This is a genomic window from Metabacillus litoralis (assembly GCF_020524045.1).
In the GTDB taxonomy this organism is placed as follows: domain Bacteria; phylum Bacillota; class Bacilli; order Bacillales; family Bacillaceae; genus Metabacillus; species Metabacillus litoralis_C.
This window is the reverse complement of the sequence record NZ_JAIVKL010000006.1, coordinates 18850-43219: the sequence shown is the minus strand read 5'-3', so window position 1 is coordinate 43219 and position 24370 is coordinate 18850. Positions and strand designations below refer to the sequence as shown.

Genomic DNA, 24370 nt, shown 5'->3' with positions numbered 1-24370 from the left:
TTATTAATCCTGTTCAGAATGACGTAAATAATAACCAACACCACGTCTTGTTACAATCCATGTAGGATGACTTGGGTTGTCCTCGATTTTTTCTCTTAATCTTCTAACTGTAACGTCTACTGTACGAACATCGCCAAAATAATCATAACCCCAAACTGTTTGAAGAAGATGTTCTCTTGTCATAACCTGTCCGATATGTTGTGCTAGGTAGTGAAGTAACTCAAATTCACGATGAGTTAGTTCAATTGTTTCTCCACGTTTTGAGACTACATAAGCATCTGGATGAATAACAAGTGAACCAATTGTTATTTCATTTGTTTGTCCTTTAGATCCACTGATTTCAATAGCTTGTTGTCTTCTTAAATTTGCTTTTACACGTGCTAATAATTCTCTTGTACTGAAAGGCTTTGTTACATAATCATCCGCTCCAAGCTCAAGTCCTAAAACTTTATCGATTTCAGAGTCCTTTGCTGTTAGCATAATGATAGGGATTTCGTGCTTCTTTCTAACTTCTCGACATACCTCCATACCATCCTTAATTGGAAGCATAATATCTAATAAAATAAGGTCAGGCTTCTGTTCTTCAACCATATCTAAAGCTTGTTGACCATCATATGCACAAAAAACGGTATATCCTTCTTTTTTTAAGTTAAATTGTAATATATCTGCAATAGGTTTCTCGTCATCTACAACTAGGATCTTTTTCTCCAAAGTTATCGCCCCTTCTCGTGACAGTTTTACTTTATTTTAATGTAACATGTTCACTCATGATAATCACCTTTTACACTTACTTCCAATAGTTGTATTATAATTAATCTTCTACATATCTACCAATAAATAATGAAAAGATGTTTAAACTTTTCTTGTAAGTGGTATAGAGTATTAGCGTGTTTTAATGAAAAAGGGCCTGACTCAATTTTGACTTGTCAGACCCTTTGTAAGCTTTATAAATAATCCATAGGATTTTTAAGATTTCCATTTTCATATACTTCAAAATGTAAATGAACACCTGTGGAGTTACCAGTTGAACCCATTACACCTAATTTTTGTCCTTGTGCTACAACTTGTCCAGGTGAAACAGAGATCGATTCAAGATGAGCATAAACTGTTCTCATTCCATTGTTATGATCAATAACTACTTTATTGCCATAACCACCATCATAGCCAGCTGAAACCACTTTCCCGTTATCTGCTGCTTTAATTGTATAGTTACTAGGTCTAGCAATATCAATTCCTTTATGTAGCTTGCCCCAACGCTGACCAAGCCCACTAGAAACATAACCACCAACTGCTGGCCAAGAGAGGTCTCCAGTGCCTCTAGAAGGAATTACTTTTGTACCTTTTACTATAATCTCTTTTTTAGGTTCTTTGATTGTTTCTGCACTAATTGTTTCACGTTTCACTTCTGATCCATTTTCTTTATAGATCTTGTAATGAACTAACTTTTCACCATCTTCACCTTTTTGAGTTGTTTTTTCCTCACCTTTAGGCATAGATGAATCCTCTTTGATTTCTGTTTCAAAAGAGATCGTTTCTTTCTTAGAAATTTCCTCTTCTACACTTACTTTCACAAACGGAGTTAAAATTGTTACATTTAATTCATCACCAGGCTTAATAAGTGAATCTTCCTTTAAACCAGGGTTTAAATGTAATAATTGCTTTAAGGAAAGATTATGCTGTGCAGCAATTCCACCTAGAACATCTTCTTCTTTAACAACGTATTTTTTCTCTGATAAAGTACCTTTTTTAAGCAAGTTTAACCCTTGATCCACTGAGAGGACTTTATCTGGTGTGATTTTTTTTGATTGGAGTGAAACCTTTTCAGTGAATGTCACGTCTAATAGTTGTGACTTACCTTCTTGAAGAGAACTCAATGCAGCTGGAACTGCTTTTTTCAATTCAAGAGTTTTTAACTCCTCTTCTGACACATAAAGACTTTTATATTTATTTAATACTGATTCTGCTTCTTCTTTGCTATTAAAATGAGCAATTTCTTCATCGTTAATCATTAGTTGAGTAGACTCTACAACAACATCAAGCTCTTTATTTAAATTGATGATCGTATCATCGTTATCATAAACAGGACGAAACATCTTTTCTGGTATGATCTCAATATCTTCGACAGATAAATTAAGATCTTTATAATTTTCAGATGCAATTTCTAGCTTTTTCTTAGTTACTTGACTAATAATATTTTGATCATTTACAGATCCCATATATTTAGTATCTAAATAGATATGATAAACCGTTGATAGTGATTCTTCTGCAGATGCACTAGTTAATCCTAAAGAAAAAGTAGCCAAAGCCACACCTAATGTAATTTTACTAAAAAAGGAAGTCTTTTTTTTCCGTGATTCATTAGCTATGAATCTATTAGAACGTTTAAACACTCATCTTTCCCCCTAATTCTTACCTACAAGAAACTCAGGAAGCCTCTTACATGTAAACATGGTTCTAAGTCGACATAATGTGCGTAATTTTACACTTTATTAACTTACCATAAAAGCAGATTATTGATCTATTTTCTCATCGAATTGTAATGATATTGTATTATAAGTTACATAATTTGGTTGTTATATGACAAGTGTGTAACGTAGAATTTATATCTTTTTTTAATAGAATTTGTCGTATTAGCATGCTGATTATTTGCTGTTTCTGCATAATTTGTTGGTTTCTAGTAAATCCGTTTAAGTAGCTTGAGTTAAAAGGTGCTATTAATAAGTAAAGCTCCAAGTGTTTTGAACTAGACACTAAAGCTAAGTATAAATTTCATACTTTTTGATTCTAAAAAGTAAAAAAGCATGATTCAAGTGAATCATGCTTTTTATAAAGTGGCTCGGGACGGAATCGAACCGCCGACACATGGATTTTCAGTCCATTGCTCTACCAACTGAGCTACCGAGCCATATTGAATTAAGTATCTTATTAAACTTTGATACCTTTTACTAAGGATATCATAACTCTTTTAAAAAATATAGTGGCGGTCCGGACGGGACTCGAACCCGCGACCTCCTGCGTGACAGGCAGGCATTCTAACCAACTGAACTACCGGACCAAGTTTTTTCACGAAGTGAAAATAAACAACCTTGCACTTGCTTCTAAAAACGAAGTGAAATAATCAACCTTGCACTTCATTCAAAATAACTGTTTTCATTAAATATATGATGACCCATACGGGATTCGAACCCGTGTTACCGCCGTGAAAGGGCGGTGTCTTAACCGCTTGACCAATGGGCCATTATAATAATCTAATAAAAAATGGTGAGCCATGAAGGATTCGAACCTTCGACCCTCTGATTAAAAGTCAGATGCTCTACCAACTGAGCTAATGGCTCTTATTTCGCGTCTCTCTAACAGGACGTTTCCTATCATAACATAGAAACAATACATATGACAATGTTTTTTTGAAAAAATATTATTTTATATTTTTTCAAAAAAACATCATCTCTTAACCAGAATTTCATTGTAATAGAATTGTTTTTAATAATCAATAGGCTATGTTAAAGCTTCATGTTGATTTTTCAGCACTTTGTTGATTGGAGTGAAAGGCATGAGACTCCTGCGGGAGGAGCGTGTCAAAGGGAGACCCCACAGGCGCTTGCGCCGAGGAGGCTCCCGGACCGCCCGCGGAAAGCGAATGCCTGTAACGGAAATCAACAACAAAGTTTAACAGAGCCAATCAATAAAAAAATGAGAAGAAGTGAACACTCACCCTTCTCATTTATTTAAAGCTCTTAGCTATATACACTGCGTATGACATTTGTTTGTGAACGATCTGGTCCTACAGAGAAAATCGATAGTGGAATACCTGTTAACTGTGAAATACGCTCGATATAATGTCTCGCATTATCAGGTAATTCACTTAAGTTACGAACACTTGTGATATCCTCTTTCCAGCCTGGTAGTTCTTCATAAACTGGCTCACATTCTGCAAGAACCTTTAAGCTAGCAGGATATTCATTGATCGTTTCACCCTTATATTTGTAAGCAACACAAATTTTCAATGTTTCGATACCCGTTAAAACATCAATAGAATTAAGTGAAAGATCAGTTAATCCACTAACTCTTCTTGCATGACGAACAACGACACTATCAAACCAACCTACACGACGTGGGCGCCCTGTTGTCGTACCGTATTCTTTTCCTACCTCGCGAATTTGATCACCAATCTCGTTGTTCAGTTCTGTTGGGAAAGGACCATCACCAACACGAGTTGTGTACGCCTTAGAAACACCAACAACATGATTGATTTTCGTTGGACCTACTCCAGAACCAATTGTTACTCCACCTGCCACTGGGTTAGATGAAGTGACAAAAGGATATGTACCTTGGTCAATATCTAGCATAACACCTTGTGCTCCTTCAAAAAGAACACGACGACCTTCGTCTAATGCATTGTTTAAAACAACAGATGTATCAATTACATATTTTTTAAACTGCTGTCCATATTCATAGTATTCTTCTAATATTTCCTCAACTGTAAAACCTTCTACTTCATAGAATTTCTCTAGAAGGCGGTTTTTTTCTTGTAAAGCACGAGTTAGTTTTTCTTCAAATGTATCATATTCTAATAAATCTGAGATACGGATTCCAACACGTGCTGCTTTATCCATGTATGCTGGACCGATTCCTTTTTTCGTTGTACCTATTTTGTTTGCACCTTTTCTTTCTTCCTCAACTTCATCTAACTTTAAGTGATATGGAAGAATAACATGTGCGCGATTGCTTATACGTAAATTTTCAGTTGTCACTCCACGGTCATGAAGGTAAGCAAGCTCTTTAACAAGTGCTTTAGGATCAACAACCATCCCATTACCAATCACACTAATTTTATCTTTATAGAAAATCCCTGATGGAATTAAATGAAGCTTGTATGTTTCTCCATCGAATTTAATTGTATGTCCTGCATTATTCCCACCTTGATAACGGGCAATTACCTCTGCATTTTCAGAAAGGAAATCTGTTATTTTTCCCTTTCCTTCATCTCCCCACTGTGTTCCAACGACTACTACTGAAGACATTCCGTGCACCTCCGTGATTTCGCACTATTCAAACATGTTTATTTTAACAGTGTAAATGAGGAAAGTCAATTGAAATACGAACATTAATAAAAAGAGATCCGCTGTTCGTTCGTATATTTTACTTTTTTATTCATTAAAGCTCAGTGTTATTCTAAAATAGCTACTTTTTCTGTTTTTTAGGCTAGGGTTCTATTTTCGAATGACGCTATAAATTGCTAATAGCTTTAAACACTCTTAGTATGATGATTTTTTATATTTTTAGACAAGACTTTAAAGTGCAGGATTAGCATATATTGATTTATATTTTTTAAAAAGCTAGTTCACTACTAACAAAGTCAAAGATTCAAAAAAGATTTAATTACAACTTATAGATTTTTTTGCACAAAAAAAGACCGCCATCGCGATCTTTCTCTAAGCACCTGCTGGAACACCTGCATCATCAAAACGCCGCTCCAGATTTACGAATTTATTATATTCTTTTACGAAAGCTAGTGCTACGGTACCAACAGGACCATTACGCTGTTTAGCAATGATAATTTCAATGATGTTCTTATTCTCTGATTCTTTATCATAATAATCATCACGATATAAGAAGGCAACGATATCGGCATCCTGCTCAATCGATCCAGATTCACGAATATCAGACATCATTGGTCGTTTGTCCTGTCGTTGCTCAACACCACGTGAAAGCTGAGATAGGGCTATTACAGGCACTTTAAGCTCACGTGCTAACTCTTTAAGTGTACGAGAGATTTCTGATACCTCTTGCTGACGATTATCTGAACGACCTGAACCTTGAATTAATTGTAGATAATCAATCAAGATCATACCTAACCCAGTTTCTTGCTTTAAACGACGACATTTTGCACGAATTTCACTTACTCTTATACCCGGTGTATCATCAATATAAATTCCAGAGTCTGATAGACTACCCATGGCCATCGTAAGCTTTCCCCAGTCTTCAGGTGTTAATGAACCTGTTCTTAACCTTTGTGCATCAATGTTACCCTCAGCACATAACATCCTCATTACAAGCTGATCTGCACCCATCTCAAGACTAAAAATTGCAACATTTTCTTCTGTCTTCGTTGCAACGTTTTGTGCAATATTTAAGGCGAATGCTGTTTTACCAACTGAAGGTCGGGCTGCTACGATAATAAGATCGTTTCGTTGAAATCCTGCTGTCATTCTATCAAGCTCGGTAAATCCAGTAGGAATTCCCGTAACATCGCCTTTGTTATCATGTAGCAATTCGATATTATCGTATGTTTGGACAAGTACGTCTTTTATATTTTGGAAGGCACCTGCATTTTTACGCTGTGCAACTTCCATGATTGTTTTTTCTGCTTCGTTTAATAAAACCTCGACTTCATCTTCTCGACTATAGCCATCTTGGGCAATGGTCGTTGCTGTTCGTATTAACCGACGTAAAATAGATTTTTCTTCAACAATTTTTCCATAGTATTCAATATTGGCTGCTGTTGGAACAGAGTTTGCCAAATCACTTAAATATGAAACTCCACCTACTTCTTCTAATAGGTTTACATCTGCAAGCTCTGATGTCACTGTTACTAAATCAACAGGTTCACCTTTATCAGATAAATCAAGCATCGCATTATATATTTTCTGATGTGCTGCTCGATAGAAATCTTCTGGAATCAATAGCTCTGATGCTAATGTAAGAGAAGCTGGTTGTAGGAAGATTGCACCTAAGACAGCCTGCTCTGCTTCTATATTTTGTGGTGGAATACGATCACCAAGTAGCTCGTTTATGATGACCACCGTCCTTTATATTAATAATAATTACTAGCAATCTCTAAGAAAAGTGACATGCACAAATACTTCACATCTTACAATTACTATATCATCTTTTGAAAGATTCTTAAGTACTAAGCATAAAAAAAATGTGGCAAAGCTTCAAGATAAATTTCACTCTTTCCACCAAACCACATGATTCTCCAACATTTACTATTCTTTTACATGTACCTTAATTGTTGCTGTTACTTCTGGATGTAGCTTAGCAGGAACATTCGTAAAACCTAGTGCTCTTATTCCGTCTGGTAGATCAAGTTTACGTTTGTCTAGCTTGATATTATGTGTCTTTTTTAACTCATCTGCAATCTGCTTACTTGTAACTGAACCAAATAAACGACCACCTTCACCAGATTTAGCCTGAATTTCAACTGTTAATTTCTCTAAATCTATTTTAAGCTGTTGCATTTGCTCTAGTTCTTCAATTAATTCTTGTTCTTGTTTTTTCTTTTGAGCATTTAAAGAGCTTACATTTGCACCTGTTGCTTCAACCGCAAAGCCTTGTTTAATAAGAAAATTATGTGCATAACCAGCTGCTACATTTTTCACTTCACCTTTTTTTCCTTTTCCTTTAACATCCTTTAAAAAGATAACTTTCATGATTTGGTTCCTCCTTCAAGATAATCCTCTAGAACTACTTTTAATTTTTCTACTGCTTCTTCTAGCGTAACATTGACTAATTGGGTTGCCGCATTTGTTAAATGTCCGCCTCCATCTAGTGCTTCCATAATGATTTGGACATTAATATCACCCAACGATCTAGCACTCACACTTATACAGTTTTCATCTCGGTACGCTATAACAAAGGAAGCATCTACTCCATTCATTGTTAACAATGTGTCTGCCGCCTGGGCGATAATCACTTGGTCATGATGCTCCTTATCCTGAGCAACGGTAATCGCGATTCCATCTTTGTATATCGATGCATTTTGAATAAGTCTAGCTCGCTTCACATAATGATGAATATCTTCTTTTAGGAACTTTTGGACTAAAACTGTATCTGCACCTTTTGCTCTTAAATAAGATGCTGCATCAAATGTACGTGAACCTGTACGTAATGTGAAGCTTTTTGTATCAACGATAATACCTGCAAGTAATGAAGTTGCCTCAATCATATTCATTTTAAGACTTTTTGGTTGATATTCTAACAGCTCTGTCACAAGTTCAGCCGTTGAGGAAGCATATGGTTCCATATAGACAAGAATAGGATCTTTAATAAATTCCTCCCCACGTCTATGATGGTCAATGACTATGACATTTTCACTTCTTATAAGTAAACGTTCATCAATCACTAAAGAAGGTTTATGTGTATCAACAACGATGAGTAATGTTTCATCTGTCATAATTTCAAGAGACTGTTCTGGTGTAATAAATCTAGACCATAAATCAGGATGTTTTTTCAACTCAATAAGAAGCTGCTCAACACCTGAATCAAGTGTGTTAGGATCTAAAACAATAAATCCTTCTTTCCCATTTACCTGTGCAACCTTTAAAATACCTATCGCAGAGCCTACAGCATCCATATCAGGAAATCTATGACCCATAATCATTACTTTGTCACTCTCAAGCACAATTTCCCTTAATGCATGTGAAATAACTCGCGCACGTACTCTTGTACGCTTTTCTACTGGATTCGTTTTTCCCCCGAAAAACTTAACTTTCCCACTAGTTTGTTTAATTGCAACCTGATCTCCACCGCGCCCTAAGGCAAGATCTAACCCTGATTGAGCTAAACCACCCAAATCTTGTAAAGAAGATACTCCTGTTCCAACTCCAATACTTAATGTTAATGAAACATTTTGCATTGTTGTCTTTTCACGAACTTCATCAAGAATAGAAAACTTTGTTTTTTCAAGTTTAGTTAGAATATCTTCATTTAAGACAGCTAGAAAACGCTCTGATGAAACTCTTTTTAAAAATACCCCGTAATCCTTTGCCCATTTATTTAATAAAGAAGTCACTTCACTATTTATGACACTTCTAGTTTGATCATCCATACCTTGTGTTACTTCATCATAATTGTCTAAAAATATGAATGCAAGTACAGTGCGTTCATCTTCATATTGCTTTTCAATTTCAATTTGCTCAGTTACGTCAAAAAAGTATAATAACCGTTCATCTCTTTTAATAATCACTTTAAATTCCCGATCAAATAAAGCAATTGTTTCTGACTCTATTTCTTGTTTGATTAACGGTGCGAGAGAATCTGCTACATCATAAAGAGACCTCCCCACTAAAGTGTCTTCATCAAAACAAGAAGTCATAAATGGATTAGACCATTCAATCTGAAATTGATCATTATATAAGAGAATTCCAATTGGCATTTCCATTAATGCTTCCTCACCGACCTTTTTAAGACGATAAGAAAGAGTAGTAATATAACCTTGCATTTCAAGTTTAAATTCGATAATAGCTTTTCTAATAACATACAAGGCAACCAATAGGAACATGGTCAAGACTAAACCGATAATCCAATTAAATAAAAACAGAAGAATGACAGCTATCACTGTTACACTTATTAATGCATAAATAGGATAACGGATTAATGGTTTTTCATAAAAGGTTGGCATTCGTTTTTATCAACTCCTCGCAACAGTGAATCACATCTTACCTTTTGATATTTTACTACGTAGAGGAAAGCTTATATCAATTATACCTAAGATTCTTATAATATAAAGAAGTAATGGTAATAGGAGTGATACAATGACAATAATAACTGGTATTGATTTTGACAATCCTTTTATATAACAATAATAAAAAACAAATGAATATCCTTGGATAAGAATAATTATCTGTAAAATAATGTAGAGATTTATTATAGCCATAAAATAGAAGGAATCTTTATCAGGGTTAAATATAAGTAAAATTGAAACAATTAAATAATACCAAACAATACTTAGTGGCAATTTCCACTCTCTAAATGGTGTTAAAGCTTGCACTTTTATTCTCAGTCTTCTTAGAATAGGCATGCTAATAACATGAGTCAACACAGCAAAACTAATAGCTGTTGCTACAAAGATCGTTGGAGATATCGTTGGTATTAGTTCTATACCCTGTTCTAACTGTTTATATTGCTTTGTTAGCTCTTCACTTGAATTAAATTTTGTTAAAATTGATTTTGATTGAAGCATTGATTGCTCTAAAATAGAAACAGTATCTTTTATTAAATCAATCTTAAGAAAAACAATTGTTCCAATATAAGCTAGTAGCAAACTTATTGTATAAGTTAAACTGCCAACAATTAATGCCCCTATAGGCTGGTTTCTTTTATAAGATATCCCCATTATTAATCCACTCAAACCAAAAATGAGCACAAGTAAGATATTTGTAATCGAGCCGAATAATAAGGAAAGAATACAGCCGGCGAAAAATAATAGTAGTCCATCAGTGACTTTATGTCTTATCGCAAAAAGTAAAAATGGTAAAGGAAGAACAAAGTGTAATAAAGAACCTATAATTGGCGCGTAATTTGTAAAAAGCATTAAAACTAAAAAAATGGCTAATAAAATAGCTCCTTCTGTGATCACATGAAGTCTCCGCACATTGTCCTCCCCTTTTAGATTTACTTGTATGACTGGTTCTGTTAAACTCACCTACTGCTAATCAACATCAGTGCATAAACCATTTATTCATACCTAGTATTTCATTCAAACTAATTTTTATTTGATATATGTAAAATTTGTTTTTAAAAATAGGGCTGATTTCGCAAACTTTGTTGTTTTAGAATTCTGATGGAAACAACACTGTATAAAGTCTAGTGGCATCTTTTCTTCTACAGATCGGACCTTTTACCCGATAATACACTGGTTCTAAAAGATATAAACGTCAATTAACAACAATCTTTTAGAAAGGCTGTTTTCGTAAACTTTGTTGCTTTTAATAACCTAAAGGAAACCTCACTGTATGCAGTCTAGTGGCATCTTTTCTTCTTTAAATACCTTTTAGCGTTAAACACACAGTTTTAAACAGATTATTAGGGCATATTAGCAACAATCTTTGAGAAAAGAGCCTTCAGAAAAGACCTTAAATAATCATCATTTAATTGAAAAAAGCACAGATAGGAAAATTCTCCTCTGTGCTTTTTATTGATTATTCACCAGCAACATATGGTAATAATGCCATTTGACGAGCTCTTTTAATAGCTACAGTCAATTTACGTTGATATTTTGCGCTAGTACCTGTTACACGACGAGGTAAAATTTTACCACGCTCAGATACGAACTTTTTAAGTAAATCTACATCTTTATAATCGATGTGTGTGATACCGTTTGATGTGAAGAAACACACCTTACGACGTTTCGCACGTCCACCTTTACGTCCACCTGCCATTTTCAATTTCCTCCCTTCTTATTTGAATGTAGAAACATATATTGTATTAAAACGGTAAGTCATCATCAGATATATCAATAGGTTTTCCATCATTAGCAAACGGATCATCATCAAAGCTTGTACGACCCTGATTACGCTGTTGGTTTTGATTTTGATCTGAACCGAAAGGATTTTGATTACCAGAATTACCTGGATACCCACCCGAATTGTTATTATTGTTGTTGTTGTAGTTATTGTTGTTGTTACCTCCGCCACTTGCAGATCTTGGCTCAAGGAACTGAACACTTTCCGCAACAACTTCTGTAACAAATACGCGTTTCCCAGTTTGATCTTCATAACTACGTGATTGTAAACGTCCATCAACACCTGCTAAGCTACCTTTTTTAAGGAAGTTCGCAACGTTTTCAGCTTGTTTACGCCAAATCACACAGTTAAGAAAGTCAGCTTCTCTTTCACCTTGGTTATTAGTAAACGTTCGGTTTACTGCTAAAGTAAATGTAGCAACAGCTACTCCGCTTGGTGTGTAACGTAGCTCTGGATCTTTTGTAAGTCTTCCGACTAAAACTACTCGATTCAACATCAAAATCATCCTTTTTTGAATATCTTATCTAACTTTATATTATTTATCTTCTTTTTTAATAACGATATGGCGAATGATATCTTCGCTAATTTTCGCTAAACGATCGAATTCTTGAACAGCAGCAGCTTCAGCATTAACTTGAAGAAGCATGTAGTAGCCATCACGTAAATCATTGATTTCGTAAGCTAGGCGACGTTTGCCCCACTCTTTCGCTTCTGTAACTTCCGCACCATTATCAGCTAAAACGTTATTGAAACGCTCAACTAAAGCTTTTTTAGCTTCATCTTCGATATTTGGACGGATGATGTACATAACTTCGTACTTTCTCATCATCTTACACCTCCTTTTGGTCTAAACGGCCCTCATTCGGGCAAGGAGCAATTATTAAAATAATTTACTCACAATATAGAATTATAACAAATGAATACGAAAAGCGCAAGCGGCTTGTTAGGTCCGACAAGCATAAGACGATTTGGAATCGAAGGTGCTCTTTACCTTCAATTCCAAATTGGCTTATGACCTCGAGGACCTGGACGCTGGAGCTAGACAACGAAAAGCGCAAGCGGCCGTTTAGTGACGTATGAACTGGAGCACTTCGAATGAGATAAAGGAAACACGAAGAGCGTCAGCGATTCGATGTTGACTTATCATAAGGAGAAGTGTGAAGTTCATTAGTCACTGGCCGCTGGAGCTAGACAATCGAAAAGCGCAAGCGGCCGTTTAGATCTGACAAGCATTTGTGAAAATTACAATATTTAAGAAAAGATCTTATACATTAAATCTAAAATGAATAACATCTCCATCTTTAACGATATACTCTTTACCTTCAAGACGCACTTTACCAGCTTCACGGGCAGCTCCCATTGTTTTAGCTGTTAACAAGTCATCGTATGAAACAGTTTCAGCTCGAATAAACCCTCTTTCAAAATCTGTATGAATAATGCCAGCACATTGAGGTGCTTTCATACCTTTTGTGAATGTCCAAGCACGAACTTCTTGCTCACCTGCAGTAAAGTACGTTGCTAAGCCTAACAAATGGTATGAGGCTTTAATTAACTGATCTAATCCTGATTCTTCAATTCCAAGCTCTTCTAGGAACATTGCCTTTTCTTCGCCATCAAGCTCAGCAATTTCAGATTCAATTTTCGCACATACAACAATAACCTCTGCATTTTCTCCAGCAGCAAATTCGCGAACTTTTTGAACATATTCATTGTCTGATGCATCTGCTACTTCATCTTCACTCACATTCGCTGCATATAAAACAGGTTTACTTGTTAGTAAATGAAGCTGCTTAACATATTTTTGTTGTTCTTCATTTAGCTCTAAAGAACGAGCTGGCTTTTCATCTTCAAAAGCTTCTTTTAAGCTAACTAAAATATCATGCTCAAATACAGCCGTTTTTTCTTTTTGTTTTGCAAGCTTAGCAACACGATCTAAGCGTTTATCAACTGTTTCTAAATCAGCTAATATTAACTCTAAGTTAATTGTTTCAATATCTGAGATTGGATCAACCTTACCAGATACGTGAGTAATATTATCATCAGCAAAACAACGTACAACATGACAAATTGCATCAACCTGACGAATATGTGATAAGAATTTATTTCCTAAACCTTCACCTTTACTAGCACCCTTAACAATTCCGGCAATATCAGTGAATTCAAATGCAGTAGGTATTGTTTTTTTAGGTTTTACAAGCTCAGTTAATTTTTGTAATCTTTCATCCGGTACTTCTACAATCCCAACGTTTGGATCGATTGTACAAAATGGATAGTTTGCTGATTCTGCACCAGCTTGTGTAATTGCGTTAAATAATGTTGATTTTCCAACGTTAGGAAGACCTACAATTCCTGCAGTTAATGCCATGTTCCCACTCCTCTATCTAATACAAATAGTTTGTCCGATTTCTTTTCAACCTTCAACAATTATAGATAGTAAACACATAAAAAACAAGCAGATCATCTATATTTCATCACCTAATAGAGACATATAACATGGATTTATTAACTCAATTTGTTTAGTAGAAAGGCTCAAACTTTGTTGTTGATTTCCGTTACAGGCATTCGCTTTCCGCGGGCGGTCCGGGAGCCTCCTCGGCGCAAGCGCCTGTGGGGTCTCCCTTTGACACGCTTCTCCCGCAGGAGTCTCATACCTTTCACTCCAATCAACAAAGTGCTAAAAAATCAACTTTAAGCTTAAACATCACCTTTCTAAAACATTCTGGTTAATGGACATAACAATATCGTCGAAACATTATTTTTATAGAATAAAAGATAGGTATCTAGGAAGCAAAGACTCCAATATTCTTTATACAGTGCTATCTACATAGAGTTGTTGAAGCACCAAAGTTTACGAAAATAGCTTTACGAAAACAAGATTAATCAAACACAGCTGTTCAACGGAAGATCAGTGTGGTTTTCCTAATCAAAGTAAAGGAAGCCACAACAAGTGCATAGCTATCGGGGAAGTCTAATGATCATATAAAATGACATAATAAAAGAAGAGCCTTTGGTAAGCTCCTCTTCATTTTTAATTTTATTCATTTTTCTCAATGTTCACCAAACAATCGTATAACACACTACCTTGTCCATTATCCGAGTCATGATCTGGCGTTAGGAGATTTACTGATCCACCAAATTTATGCCATTGTCCTTCATCAACATTGATTGTTTTCGGATGAGCTTTTTTTAGGATCTTAATCACACCTGACAATCTACCTCTTTCGTTAAAAATTGTTGCCGTATCCCCTTCAACTAACTCGTTATCTTTTGCAATGTCTTCTGAAATTTCGATTTTTACTGATTGCATTGCAGCGATTAATGGATAGTGCTGTGAGTGGTTTGAACGTAAAGGGTGTATTGATAAAAGTTGATATGGGTATTTTTTTGCTAGAGCTGGATTAGAAATACTAGATTCTTTTGGAAGATAATACGCTGGTTTTCCATTGAACCCTTTTTCCGTAGCCAATGTTGATGTGAATTCAAATTTGCCACTAGGTGTACTAAATTCTTTTGTATTCCATGGGACATTTTTTACTGGTAATGGTAATCTTTTTTGTTCTTTTAAGTTTTCTATTGTTATCTCATGATCACTAAGGTGAGCAATTCCCATTTCTAGAAATTCATCTATTGAGAATTCAAACTCTTTCCCAAAACCTAGTCTTTTTGCTAACTCAGTCCAAATCCATAAGTCAGGTTTTGCTTCACCAGGCGGGTCGACCAGCTTTTCTCCATAATTTACATAATGATGATACATTGAAGCATAATAAATATCTTCTTCCTCAAAAACAGTTGTTGTAGGTAATACATAATCTGCCACCTCTGCTGTATCAGTTAGGAAGTGATCGACGACAATAAGTGTTTCGACAGATTCGAATGCTTCTTTTACTTTATTTGAATCAGGTACTTGTACAAGAGGATTGCCACAAGTAACCATAATCATTTTTATTTCAGGATTGATTGCTTTTAAAATACCATCCGCTTGTTTCATCATTGTAAAATTTCTTGAGGACTTTGCTTTATCAGGCAGAGTCAGAGCACTCATGTTAAAATTTTTACCCACTTGAATATTACCAAAGTTAGCTCCTCCACCAGCAATCCCAACATTTCCACTAATTGCTACTAGAGCATCAATTAGTCTGATTGTATTCCCACCATTGGCATATCTTTGCATCCCTAATCCTAAAAATGTGGAGGTTGGACCATCACAATAAATGCTTGCTAGATACTGTAGATCTTGATAAGATAGTTCGGTTTTATCAAGAATTTCTTCTAATGTAAAATGATCCAATAAATCAAGTAGATCTGAGAATCCAACTGTATAATTCTTAATAAACATATCATCATGATTGTTTTGTTCAATGATATATTTCATTATTCCAATTGCCACTAAACCATCCATACCTGGCTTGATTGACATGTATTTGTCTGCTATTTTCGCCGTTGCATTAAAGATTGGATCAATAACTGTTATTGTACTACCATTCTTCTTTGCTTCTTGTAAATGATTGAAAAGATGCATGTTTGTTCGCGCAACATTTCTTCCCCAAATGACAATATGTTTACTATTATAAATATCATCTGGTCCATGACTATCAGAGCTACCAAAATCCCAAGTTTGAGCTTCAATTCCTGAACCCCAACAAATACTTCCTACTAAACTAGTTACACCTCCATAGCAATTAAAGAAGCGTTTATCCAAATTTTTTAAAAGTCCATTATTAGCATAGTCATGACTGTGCAGCACTGACGTTGATCCATACTTTTTCTTAAGCTCAAGCATTATATCAGCAATCTCATCCAATGCTTGCGCCCAAGTTATTTCAGTGAATTGTCCATTTATTTTCTTTAATGGTACTGTTAGACGCTCTGGACTATTTGTCTTCGTCTCGAGCATTCTACCTCTACCACAAATTTTCCCTTGAGTAATGGGATGATCTTTATCTCCATCTATCTTAACTACTTTTCCATTTTCAACTGTTACGTCAAACCCGCAGCTATCCCAACAGTTTAAAGGGCAAGAAGATTTTACAATTTGCTTCATTTACTCTGCCCCCCATCTTTTATTCAGCTGGTTCCTCATGTTTAACAAGCATTTTTTTCATTTTTCTTGCAAACTCTTTTCGAGGAATTAACACACTGTGCTCACAGCCAAGGCATTTTATTCTAACATCCATGCCCATACGAATAATTTTCCATTTGTTTGTTCCACATGGATGCTGTTTTTTCATTTCAACTATATCGTGTAAACCAAATTCTTTATCCATTACATATCCTCCTTACTTAACTAGCCTCTTCTTTTCTGTTGTACATCACAATTCTTGGATAAGGAATTTCTATACCCATTTCATCTAGACAAATCTTAATATCTTTTCTAAGCATTCGTGATATATGGAAGTGACGCATAGGTTCAACTTCACAAATGACACGTAAAATCACCTCTGAAGCTCCTAGAGTTTGAACACCTAACAACTCAGGTGGTGTTACGACATCCTCATATTTATCAGGAATTTCTGTTAATAATTCCTGAATCACACGTTCAGCCTCTGGAATATCACTTTCATAGGAAATACTAATATCGACAACTGCAATACTATTGTGAATAGAATAATTAGTCACTTCAGTAATGCTACCATTAGGTAAAATATGCAATTCGCCTGTCCAGCTTTTAATTTTTGTTGTACGTAAACCAATTTCTTCAACTGTTCCCTCAAAGGTAGATACTCTAATAAAATCACCTACTGAAAACTGATCTTCAAAGATAATAAAAAATCCAGTGATTATGTCCTTTACTAAGTTCTGTGCACCAAAACCTACAGCAAGACCAATAATTCCAGCACCGGCAAGTAAAGCACCTACATTAATACCTAATGTCTCTAAAACCATAATAATCACAACAAAATAAATAACATAGGTTAAAATATTTTCCAATAGTTTTGAAAGAGTATTCTCTCTTCTCTCGGAAATTCGGATGGGAGATTTACCGCGGAATAAAAATACCTTTCTAATCGCTATTCTTCCAATTCGAATAAAGATACTCGCTACAATAAAGATAAGAACAATCTTCAATAAACCTTGTCCGAAACTGATCCATAGCTCGGCATCTGTAATGTACTCATAAAAGCCATTCCATAGGTCATTAATAAAATCCATACCATTCACCTTTTTCTCATAAACTTATTTATAAAATTTCGGATAACAGCACTTATCTGTTTACTATTTTTATTGCCAATTATACTTCATTTTAAGAACAATTTGCTTCTTAAACGATCAAAAGTTAAGCAAATTTAATAAACATTGTTGCATTTATTAGAGTCTTTCACTTTTTATAGATTAACACAGCTTTATTAATTCTTTTTTATAGGATTTCATCTTTCAATTTTATCAGATTAATAATCTAATAAAAATTTCCCTCTAACTAATAAAGGCCTAACACCCTCAAATACAGATAGTGGTTATAGTGATAATTTCCACTCCATCTGTATCATATTGGATGATAGGCCCTCTCATGCTTTCAATTTTTCTTCATCGTGTTTTATAGCGATTAAGTATTGGATATAAGAGAATTGAAACGAGTAAATAAAGATTTATCAGCCCATATACTGGATAGAGGATACTCACTAGATTGGCAAAACCAAACTTGGTAAAAGGAAGCATCATCAATACTAACAGAAGTGCAATTAATGAGTATGGAATTTTCAGTACTTCCTTAAATCTTGAAGCAAGTCCAAAAATTCCAGATACAGCAGTCGTATAAATGGCTAACCAAAGCATGACTGACATGAAAAGAAAAAATGCAAAAGGAGAATCCTGTAGAACTGCAAATAACGGAATCTCATATTCTGCCACATAATCTGCCATCTGAATTAATGTTTCATTATAAACAAATGAAATAGATCCTAATATTACTCCACTACCAATACTCGCTACTTTCGCTTCCTTTAACCCCTTTATTTCTCTACCAATAGCTGATAAAACAGCAATAAGTGGCAAGATATTTAAAGAAGTGAATGTAAAGGCTGCCGGCCAATTGTACTGTTCATTTAAATCTAATACCCAAGAATGATGATGGGAAATATTAAATGAAAGTAATGCATAGAAGAGACCTATTACAAGTAGTGGAATAATAATTGCATTTAACCTGATTATGCCACTTGAATTTCCTAAAAAGAGTAAAACAAGCAATACTGCAAAAAGAGTAATGCCCCCCCAATATGGAATTGAAAATGATTCAAGTGTCGCTCCTCCACCCGCTATCATAACAATCGTTGTTGAAAATAAATACAACACAATTAAAACATCGTATACATATGATAGCTTTTTCCCTATTAATCTCTCTAATACAGGGAAAAAATGATTTGTTTTTTCCTCATAGCTTATTTTCATAATCACATAGACTGCTAAAATAAAAATAATGGTGAAAATAACAATAGCCAGTCCACTTTCAAAACCAAAAAACTGCCATAACTCTCTTCCTGATGCGTATCCTGCTCCTATAATCGTTCCTAGTATAAGAAACATCCACTTAATTCCTGATTTCATCTTCTTCCCACCTCTTAAGGCTGTCCTATTTGTAATCAACATGTATAGAAATGAACATTCTTCCGTATACTGTTACTACTATGACGTAGGAGTGAATTCTATGAATCTAAAATCAAGACTTTTTCAATCTGATCCCCAACAAGATCGTATTTATTATGAAAATAGCGAAGCTGTTCAACTATTATCAGAAACCCTTTTAAAACACTTACCGAGGTTATATTACAAACCAATTGTGATCATATGTATTGGTACAGATCGTTCAACAGGAGATTGCTTAGGTCCTCTAATAGGTTCAGCAATTAAAAAAGAAATCGCTCATTTTCATGTATATGGAACATTAAAGGATCCTGTTCACGCTGTTAATTTAGAAGAAACATTAGAAATGATAAAAGAAAAACATAATAATCCTTTTATTATAGCTATCGATGCATGTCTTGGTCGTTTGAAAAGTGTTGGATATATTCAGGTTGATAAAGGTTCAATAAAGCCAGGAGCAGGTGTAAATAAAGATTTACCAGCAGTTGGTGATATGCATATTACTGGAATTGTTAATATAAGTGGATATATGGAGTTTTTAGTTTTACAAAACACACGACTTCATCTTGTTATGAGTATGGCAGATATCATTTCACATGGAATAATTTCTGCAGAAAAAGCATATGTAGAAAAACGTGTAGAAGTTAGAAGTAAATGGTTAGATAGTCAAGATTCAGTCATTAACTAAATCAAATATAAATAAAGGTTCTATTCTGAATATAAGTACTATCCTATGAAATAAAGATGTCAATAGACTTTATGACTAAAAGCAACAAAGTTTACGAAAATAGCTCAAAATAAAAAACACTGCATATCATGCAATATACAGTGTTAACTATACTAGTAGAAATATTGAATGAGCACTATTACTGTAATAATAATGATGCTTGGTAGAAGATTAGCAACTCGGATTTGCTTTATTCCCAGAATATTGATTCCTATCGCAAAAATTAAAACTCCACCAGTTGCAGTGAGTTCAGCTATTAAAAGTTCTAGTAAATCGTCCGGAAGAAAGGCATGGATGACATTTGCGAATAAAGCAATACCACCTTGATATAAGAAGACTGGGATAGCTGAAAAAAGAACACCTACACCAAGCGTGCTTGCTAATACCATGCTTGTAAAGCCATCTATCATTGATTTCGTTAATAAAACTGAATGATCTAACCTTAACCCGCTATCAAGTGCACCCACAATAGCCATAGCACCTACCACAAAAATTAACGTTGCGGTCACAAAACCTTGAGCTATATCACCATTCTGAGATTTACCTAATTTTTTTTCTAACATATTTCCCATTTGATGTAGTTTATCTTCAATCCGAAGCCATTCACCTATCACTGTCCCAAGTACTAGACTTACAATCACATAAAAAAAGTTTGCACTTTTTAATGCCATATCAATACCTAATACGACTACTGAAAGACCAATAGCAATTAATACTGTTTGTTTCATTTGTTCAGGAATACGTCTCAGTAATAATCCGATTAAAGTCCCTACTATAATTCCAATAGCATTTACTATACTTCCAAGTAAAACCAAAGTGATCCTCCACCTATAACCAACTAAATTTTTTAAGGGCAATTTATAAAAAAACTGCACGCAAATGCTTAAGACGATCATGATGAGTGGAGAAAAGAATCTTCTTCCCATTCATGATCGCCCTTTTAATAATTGTTATGGTTCATCAGTTTTTTTCCATTAAAAACCAATCATTTCACAAAAAAAGACTGACTATATAATAGTCAGCGACTTTCTAAATAGTAAGAATCGTTAAGGTTTATTTCTGTGAATTCAACAGCTCCAAAATACGATCTAAGTCATCTTGAGAGAAAAATTCAATTTCTATTTTCCCTTTTTTCTTTTGTTTCTTTATAATAACTGATGTTCCAAAATACTCCTGTAAAAATGATTCTCTTTCTTTAATAAATAAATCTTTTTCAGGTTTATTCTTCTTTGTTTCACGTGGAACATTTTGATTGATTTGTTGTATAAGCTGCTCAACTTGACGTACATTTAACTGTTCACGAAGTATTTTCTCTACAAGTGGTTGAAGCTTATTTTTATTTTTTAAGCCTAATAATGTACGACCGTGTCCCATTGAAAGCTTACCTTCAGCAATTAATTGTTGAATTGGTTTTGATAAGGATAACAGCCTCACATGATTGGCAATATGAGGTCGGCTCTTGCCTAATCGTTTTGCTAATGCTTCTTGAGTGAAGTTCAATTTATCCATTAATGTTTGATATGCTTGTGCTTCTTCTATTGGAGATAAATCTTCACGTTGTAAATTTTCCAATAAAGCTAGTTCCATCATTTGCTGTTCAGATAAATCCCTAATAACAGCTGGTATTGTTGATAGTTTTGCTTCTTTTGCAGCTCTAAAACGACGTTCACCTACTACAATTTCAAAGCCTTTTATACTTTTCCGAACAATAATTGGCTGCAAAACACCATGTTGTAATATTGATTCCTTTAGTTCCCGAATTGCATCTTCTTCGAAATTTTTTCGCGGTTGATAAGGGTTAGGACGGATTTCATTTAGCTTTATTTCTTGAACAGATTCTTCCTGTCCTACTTCCATGTTAGAAAATAGAGCATTTATGCCTTTTCCTAATCCTTTAGCCATTTACAACCACTTCCTTTGCCAAATCTAAATAAACCTCTGCCCCTCTAGATCTTGGATCGTAAATAATAATTGGTTGTCCATGACTTGGTGCTTCACTTAAGCGGATATTTCGAGGAATAATTGTTTTGTATACTTTATCCTGAAAATACTTTTTCACTTCATCAATTACTTGAATACCTAAATTGGTTCTAGCATCAAGCATTGTAAGTAAAACACCTTCTATCATTAAATCCGTATTTAAGTGTTTTTGAACAAGACGTACAGTATTTAATAATTGGCTTAATCCTTCTAATGCATAATACTCACACTGAACAGGTATTAATACTGCATCTGAAGCCGTTAATGCATTAATTGTAAGTAACCCTAATGAAGGAGGACAATCTATTACCATATAATCATATTGATTTTTGACAGTTTCAAGTGCTCTTTTTAATCTAACTTCCCTGGAAATGGTCGGAACTAGTTCAATTTCTGCACCTGCTAATTGAATCGTAGCAGGAATAATATCTAGGTTTTCAACAGCTGTTTGCTTGATAACATCCTTAACATCTGCATCATCTACTAAAATATCATATATGCAATGTTCAACATCCGCTTTCTCGATGCCTATCCCGCTTGTAGCATTTCCTTGTGGGTCAACATCGACGAGAAGGACTCGTTTACCGATGTATGCTAAGCAAGCACCCAAATTCACAGAGGTTGTTGTTTTACCAACTCCACCTTTTTGGTTTGCAATCGCAATAATTTTTCCCACGATGTCACCTGCTTTCATAATACATAAAATCTATTGTTTACTATCGTCTAAACCCCAATATTGTTACTTTCAAAGGAGCAAATGCTATCTTGAATTTATACTTGGTTTCTATGATAAATAGAAACTAATAAAAATGATAAACCTTTATATACCATTTGTTATCATTTTTATATTTTATCATGAAACTCTAAGAAAGGTTTGAATTTTTTATGATTTCTTGAATTTAGTATTTTCTCTTAGTAAAAAGGGAATTTTGAAATATCGTAGACTTTCGTTTTCTGTGAATTGCACTTAGTGGAGGTAATCTTGGGCTTATAGTAACAATTTAATCAAAAGATAACCTCTTAAAACAAGAAAAAAGGCCTGACATTTGCCAGTACCTAGCTATAAGTATCATAAAATTGGTTATTTCGTAGTAAGGTTATTATAAATGCAACTATGAAAAATTACTTAGGTATCTTTATTGTAAATTGAATATATTCTTCAAATTCTTCTTCTTCTGTATTAAGCTTAACACCACTATCTTCTACCATAGATAAAGACTGTCTAATGGTATTCATCGCAATTCTAGTATCTCTACTAAATGCCTTACGCTTTGGCTTAGGTTTTACGTTGTTTTTTTCAAGAAGTTTAACTACCCTATCTTCTGTTTGTTTTACATTAAGTTGCTTTTCAGTAATTTCTTCTAAAAGTTTAAGTTGTAGTTCAGGATCTTTTAAAGGAATAAGAGCACGTGCATGACGTTCTGTTATTGTTTTTTGTAGTAAAGCATCCTGTACTTCTTGCGGAAGTTTTAACAATCTGAGTTTATTAGCAATTGTTGATTGACCTTTACCTAATCTCTGTGCTAAAGCTTCTTGAGTAAGATCATGTAACTCAAGGAGTTTTGCATATGCCACGGCTTCCTCTATAGAAGATAATTCTTCTCTTTGTAAATTTTCAATTAGTGCAACACTTGCTGTTTCGGTATCATTGAAATCCTTTACAATTGCAGGTATAACATCCCAACCTAATGTTTGAACGGCTCGCCAACGTCTTTCACCAGCAATTAATTCGAATTTCCCATCTACTTCACGCACAACTATAGGCTGGATAATGCCATGTGTACGTATTGTTAATGCCAATTCTTCTATTTTATCATTTGAGAAGACGGTACGTGGCTGAAATCGATTTGGTACAATGTCCTTTACGACAATCTTTTTAACTTCTTCTCGATTATCTTCAACTATAGGTTCTTGTTCAACATCATTACTAATAAATTGTTTTGTCTGTTCTACTTGTTCTACTTGTTCTGCTTGTTCTTTTTCTCCCAAACCAAAAAAGCGAGAAAATGGATGCTTCATGAGCCTACACCACCTTTAAAAACTACCATTTTTAATATTCTCTTTTTCTAGCATTTTTTCCTGCATATGTTGGAAATGTTAAAGTAAATGTTTCATGTGAAACATTTACTCGATCGGAAGCTTATTAGGCGTCCCTGGTTTTCTAGGATATTTTTTAGGTGTATTCTTCTGTTTTTCAATAATAAATATTGTACGTTCACTATTTTCCATAGGTAATTCAAACGAATGTGTATGTTGGACCTTCCCACCTAAAACTTGGAGAGCTGTTTTCCCAGATTCTAATTCATCTTGAGCTGCTGCACCTTTCATGGCAATAAAAAATCCATCTTTTTTTACTAAAGGTATACAAAGCTCACTTAAAACTGATAATCTTGCTACTGCTCTAGCCGTTACAATATCATATGATTCACGATACTCACTAGTTTGTCCAAATGTTTCAGCTCGATCATGATGTAACTTTACATGCTTCAAACCTAATTGGTTCGTAAGCTCTCTCAAAAATGTAATTCTTTTTTGTAGGGAATCAACAATTGAAACATGCAAATGAGGAAAGCATATGTTAATTGGAATGCTTGGAAAACCAGCACCTGCTCCTACATCACATAATGAAAGCGGTTTTGAAAAATCAAAATAGAATGCTGCTGATATGGAGTCATAAAAATGCTTTAAGTAAACGTCTTTCTTATCTGTGATAGACGTTAAATTCATCTTCTCGTTCCATTCTACTAGCAATTCATAATATAAATCAAACTGTTCCATTTGTTGAGGAGAAAGGTTTATCCCTTTCTCCTGTAAACTTGATTGAAATAATGCTGTATCCATA

The 24370-nt window shown here is 34.5% G+C and carries 21 protein-coding genes and 4 tRNA genes; 1 reads left to right on the top strand and 24 read right to left on the bottom strand.

Annotated elements, in window-relative coordinates; genetic code table 11:
• Nucleotides 1–3: 3 nt before the first annotated feature.
• The 19 genes from yycF to LC076_RS10775 form a co-directional block, all read right to left on the bottom strand.
• Entirely contained in the window at nt 4–711 is a 708-nt protein-coding gene (gene yycF, locus LC076_RS10865; RefSeq protein ID WP_226668669.1) for a response regulator YycF, read from the bottom strand.
• Between the two features lie 233 nt (nt 712–944).
• Nucleotides 945–2390 carry a peptidoglycan DD-metalloendopeptidase family protein gene (locus LC076_RS10860; protein ID WP_226668665.1) on the bottom strand — a complete coding sequence of 482 codons (1446 nt, stop codon included), beginning with the start codon at nt 2388–2390 and terminating at the stop codon, nt 945–947.
• A 442-nt stretch (nt 2391–2832) separates the two neighbouring features.
• Nucleotides 2833–2905: transfer RNA gene (locus tag LC076_RS10855), tRNA-Phe, on the bottom strand.
• 73 nt (nt 2906–2978) lie between these two features.
• Nucleotides 2979–3055, bottom strand: a tRNA-Asp gene (locus LC076_RS10850).
• Nucleotides 3056–3165: 110 nt separating this feature from the next.
• Nucleotides 3166–3237: transfer RNA gene (locus LC076_RS10845), tRNA-Glu, on the bottom strand.
• A gap of 22 nt (nt 3238–3259) precedes the next feature.
• Nucleotides 3260–3335: transfer RNA gene (locus tag LC076_RS10840), tRNA-Lys, on the bottom strand.
• 399 nt (nt 3336–3734) lie between these two features.
• Nucleotides 3735–5021 (bottom strand): adenylosuccinate synthase, encoded by a 1287-nt coding sequence (locus LC076_RS10835; protein ID WP_226668662.1) that lies wholly within the window; start codon nt 5019–5021, stop codon nt 3735–3737.
• A gap of 411 nt (nt 5022–5432) precedes the next feature.
• Entirely contained in the window at nt 5433–6794 is a 1362-nt protein-coding gene (dnaB, locus tag LC076_RS10830; protein ID WP_226669325.1) for a replicative DNA helicase, read from the bottom strand.
• A gap of 195 nt (nt 6795–6989) precedes the next feature.
• Nucleotides 6990–7433 carry a 50S ribosomal protein L9 gene (rplI, locus tag LC076_RS10825; protein ID WP_226668659.1) on the bottom strand — a complete coding sequence of 148 codons (444 nt, stop codon included), beginning with the start codon at nt 7431–7433 and terminating at the stop codon, nt 6990–6992.
• Nucleotides 7430–9403: a DHH family phosphoesterase gene (locus LC076_RS10820; RefSeq protein WP_226668656.1), complete on the bottom strand. Its 1974-nt coding sequence runs from the start codon at nt 9401–9403 to the stop codon at nt 7430–7432. The genes rplI and LC076_RS10820 overlap by 4 nt, the downstream gene beginning before the upstream one ends.
• A gap of 30 nt (nt 9404–9433) precedes the next feature.
• Nucleotides 9434–10375: a YybS family protein gene (locus tag LC076_RS10815; RefSeq protein ID WP_226668653.1), complete on the bottom strand. Its 942-nt coding sequence runs from the start codon at nt 10373–10375 to the stop codon at nt 9434–9436.
• A gap of 547 nt (nt 10376–10922) precedes the next feature.
• Nucleotides 10923–11162: a 30S ribosomal protein S18 gene (gene rpsR, locus LC076_RS10810; RefSeq protein WP_026561616.1), complete on the bottom strand. Its 240-nt coding sequence runs from the start codon at nt 11160–11162 to the stop codon at nt 10923–10925.
• 46 nt (nt 11163–11208) lie between these two features.
• Nucleotides 11209–11742 (bottom strand): single-stranded DNA-binding protein, encoded by a 534-nt coding sequence (ssb, locus tag LC076_RS10805; RefSeq protein ID WP_226668648.1) that lies wholly within the window; start codon nt 11740–11742, stop codon nt 11209–11211.
• Nucleotides 11743–11781: 39 nt separating this feature from the next.
• On the bottom strand, nt 11782–12072 hold the full coding sequence (gene rpsF, locus LC076_RS10800) for a 30S ribosomal protein S6 (protein WP_146949878.1): 291 nt from the start codon (nt 12070–12072) through the stop codon (nt 11782–11784).
• Nucleotides 12073–12510: 438 nt separating this feature from the next.
• Nucleotides 12511–13611 carry a redox-regulated ATPase YchF gene (ychF, locus tag LC076_RS10795; RefSeq protein ID WP_226668644.1) on the bottom strand — a complete coding sequence of 367 codons (1101 nt, stop codon included), beginning with the start codon at nt 13609–13611 and terminating at the stop codon, nt 12511–12513.
• Between the two features lie 669 nt (nt 13612–14280).
• Nucleotides 14281–16287 (bottom strand): molybdopterin-dependent oxidoreductase, encoded by a 2007-nt coding sequence (locus LC076_RS10790; protein WP_226668632.1) that lies wholly within the window; start codon nt 16285–16287, stop codon nt 14281–14283.
• Nucleotides 16288–16306: 19 nt separating this feature from the next.
• Nucleotides 16307–16510 carry a DUF951 domain-containing protein gene (locus tag LC076_RS10785; protein WP_226668628.1) on the bottom strand — a complete coding sequence of 68 codons (204 nt, stop codon included), beginning with the start codon at nt 16508–16510 and terminating at the stop codon, nt 16307–16309.
• A gap of 16 nt (nt 16511–16526) precedes the next feature.
• Nucleotides 16527–17396: a mechanosensitive ion channel family protein gene (locus tag LC076_RS10780; protein WP_226668626.1), complete on the bottom strand. Its 870-nt coding sequence runs from the start codon at nt 17394–17396 to the stop codon at nt 16527–16529.
• Between the two features lie 372 nt (nt 17397–17768).
• Entirely contained in the window at nt 17769–18785 is a 1017-nt protein-coding gene (locus LC076_RS10775; protein WP_226668624.1) for a hypothetical protein, read from the bottom strand.
• A 100-nt stretch (nt 18786–18885) separates the two neighbouring features.
• On the opposite strand from LC076_RS10775, the gene yyaC reads away from it, so the two are divergent.
• Nucleotides 18886–19509, top strand: coding sequence for a spore protease YyaC (yyaC, locus tag LC076_RS10770; protein WP_226668620.1), 624 nt, complete (start codon nt 18886–18888; stop codon nt 19507–19509).
• Nucleotides 19510–19661: 152 nt separating this feature from the next.
• Here yyaC and LC076_RS10765 read toward each other — a convergent pair whose 3' ends face one another.
• From LC076_RS10765 to rsmG, 5 genes are all read right to left on the bottom strand, one after another.
• The gene (locus LC076_RS10765) at nt 19662–20363 is read right to left on the bottom strand and encodes a DUF554 domain-containing protein (protein ID WP_226668616.1); all 702 of its coding nucleotides are present in this window, start codon (nt 20361–20363) and stop codon (nt 19662–19664) included.
• Between the two features lie 238 nt (nt 20364–20601).
• Nucleotides 20602–21450 (bottom strand): ParB/RepB/Spo0J family partition protein, encoded by an 849-nt coding sequence (locus LC076_RS10760; RefSeq protein ID WP_226668615.1) that lies wholly within the window; start codon nt 21448–21450, stop codon nt 20602–20604.
• Entirely contained in the window at nt 21443–22204 is a 762-nt protein-coding gene (locus tag LC076_RS10755) for a ParA family protein (RefSeq protein WP_226668612.1), read from the bottom strand. The genes LC076_RS10760 and LC076_RS10755 overlap by 8 nt, the downstream gene beginning before the upstream one ends.
• Before the next feature lie 446 nt (nt 22205–22650).
• On the bottom strand, nt 22651–23547 hold the full coding sequence (noc, locus tag LC076_RS10750) for a nucleoid occlusion protein (protein ID WP_226668609.1): 897 nt from the start codon (nt 23545–23547) through the stop codon (nt 22651–22653).
• A 105-nt stretch (nt 23548–23652) separates the two neighbouring features.
• Nucleotides 23653–24369, bottom strand: coding sequence for a 16S rRNA (guanine(527)-N(7))-methyltransferase RsmG (gene rsmG, locus LC076_RS10745; RefSeq protein ID WP_226668606.1), 717 nt, complete (start codon nt 24367–24369; stop codon nt 23653–23655).
• Between the last annotated feature and the right edge of the window lies 1 nt (nt 24370).

What these genes read in the sequence shown, in the direction of transcription:
- LC076_RS10835 (WP_226668662.1), bottom strand. Translation starts at nt 5,021, where the DNA reads ATGTCTTCAGTAGTAGTCGTTGGAACACAGTGGGGAGATGAAGGAAAG.
- rplI (WP_226668659.1), bottom strand. Translation starts at nt 7,433, where the DNA reads ATGAAAGTTATCTTTTTAAAGGATGTTAAAGGAAAAGGAAAAAAAGGT.
- LC076_RS10820 (WP_226668656.1), bottom strand. Translation starts at nt 9,403, where the DNA reads ATGCCAACCTTTTATGAAAAACCATTAATCCGTTATCCTATTTATGCA.
- rpsR (WP_026561616.1), bottom strand. Translation starts at nt 11,162, where the DNA reads ATGGCAGGTGGACGTAAAGGTGGACGTGCGAAACGTCGTAAGGTGTGT.
- ssb (WP_226668648.1), bottom strand. Translation starts at nt 11,742, where the DNA reads ATGTTGAATCGAGTAGTTTTAGTCGGAAGACTTACAAAAGATCCAGAG.
- rpsF (WP_146949878.1), bottom strand. Translation starts at nt 12,072, where the DNA reads ATGAGAAAGTACGAAGTTATGTACATCATCCGTCCAAATATCGAAGAT.
- ychF (WP_226668644.1), bottom strand. Translation starts at nt 13,611, where the DNA reads ATGGCATTAACTGCAGGAATTGTAGGTCTTCCTAACGTTGGAAAATCA.
- LC076_RS10790 (WP_226668632.1), bottom strand. Translation starts at nt 16,287, where the DNA reads ATGAAGCAAATTGTAAAATCTTCTTGCCCTTTAAACTGTTGGGATAGC.
- LC076_RS10785 (WP_226668628.1), bottom strand. Translation starts at nt 16,510, where the DNA reads ATGGATAAAGAATTTGGTTTACACGATATAGTTGAAATGAAAAAACAG.
- LC076_RS10780 (WP_226668626.1), bottom strand. Translation starts at nt 17,396, where the DNA reads ATGGATTTTATTAATGACCTATGGAATGGCTTTTATGAGTACATTACA.
- LC076_RS10775 (WP_226668624.1), bottom strand. Translation starts at nt 18,785, where the DNA reads ATGAAATCAGGAATTAAGTGGATGTTTCTTATACTAGGAACGATTATA.
- yyaC (WP_226668620.1), top strand. Translation starts at nt 18,886, where the DNA reads ATGAATCTAAAATCAAGACTTTTTCAATCTGATCCCCAACAAGATCGT.
- LC076_RS10760 (WP_226668615.1), bottom strand. Translation starts at nt 21,450, where the DNA reads ATGGCTAAAGGATTAGGAAAAGGCATAAATGCTCTATTTTCTAACATG.
- noc (WP_226668609.1), bottom strand. Translation starts at nt 23,547, where the DNA reads ATGAAGCATCCATTTTCTCGCTTTTTTGGTTTGGGAGAAAAAGAACAA.
- rsmG (WP_226668606.1), bottom strand. Translation starts at nt 24,369, where the DNA reads ATGGATACAGCATTATTTCAATCAAGTTTACAGGAGAAAGGGATAAAC.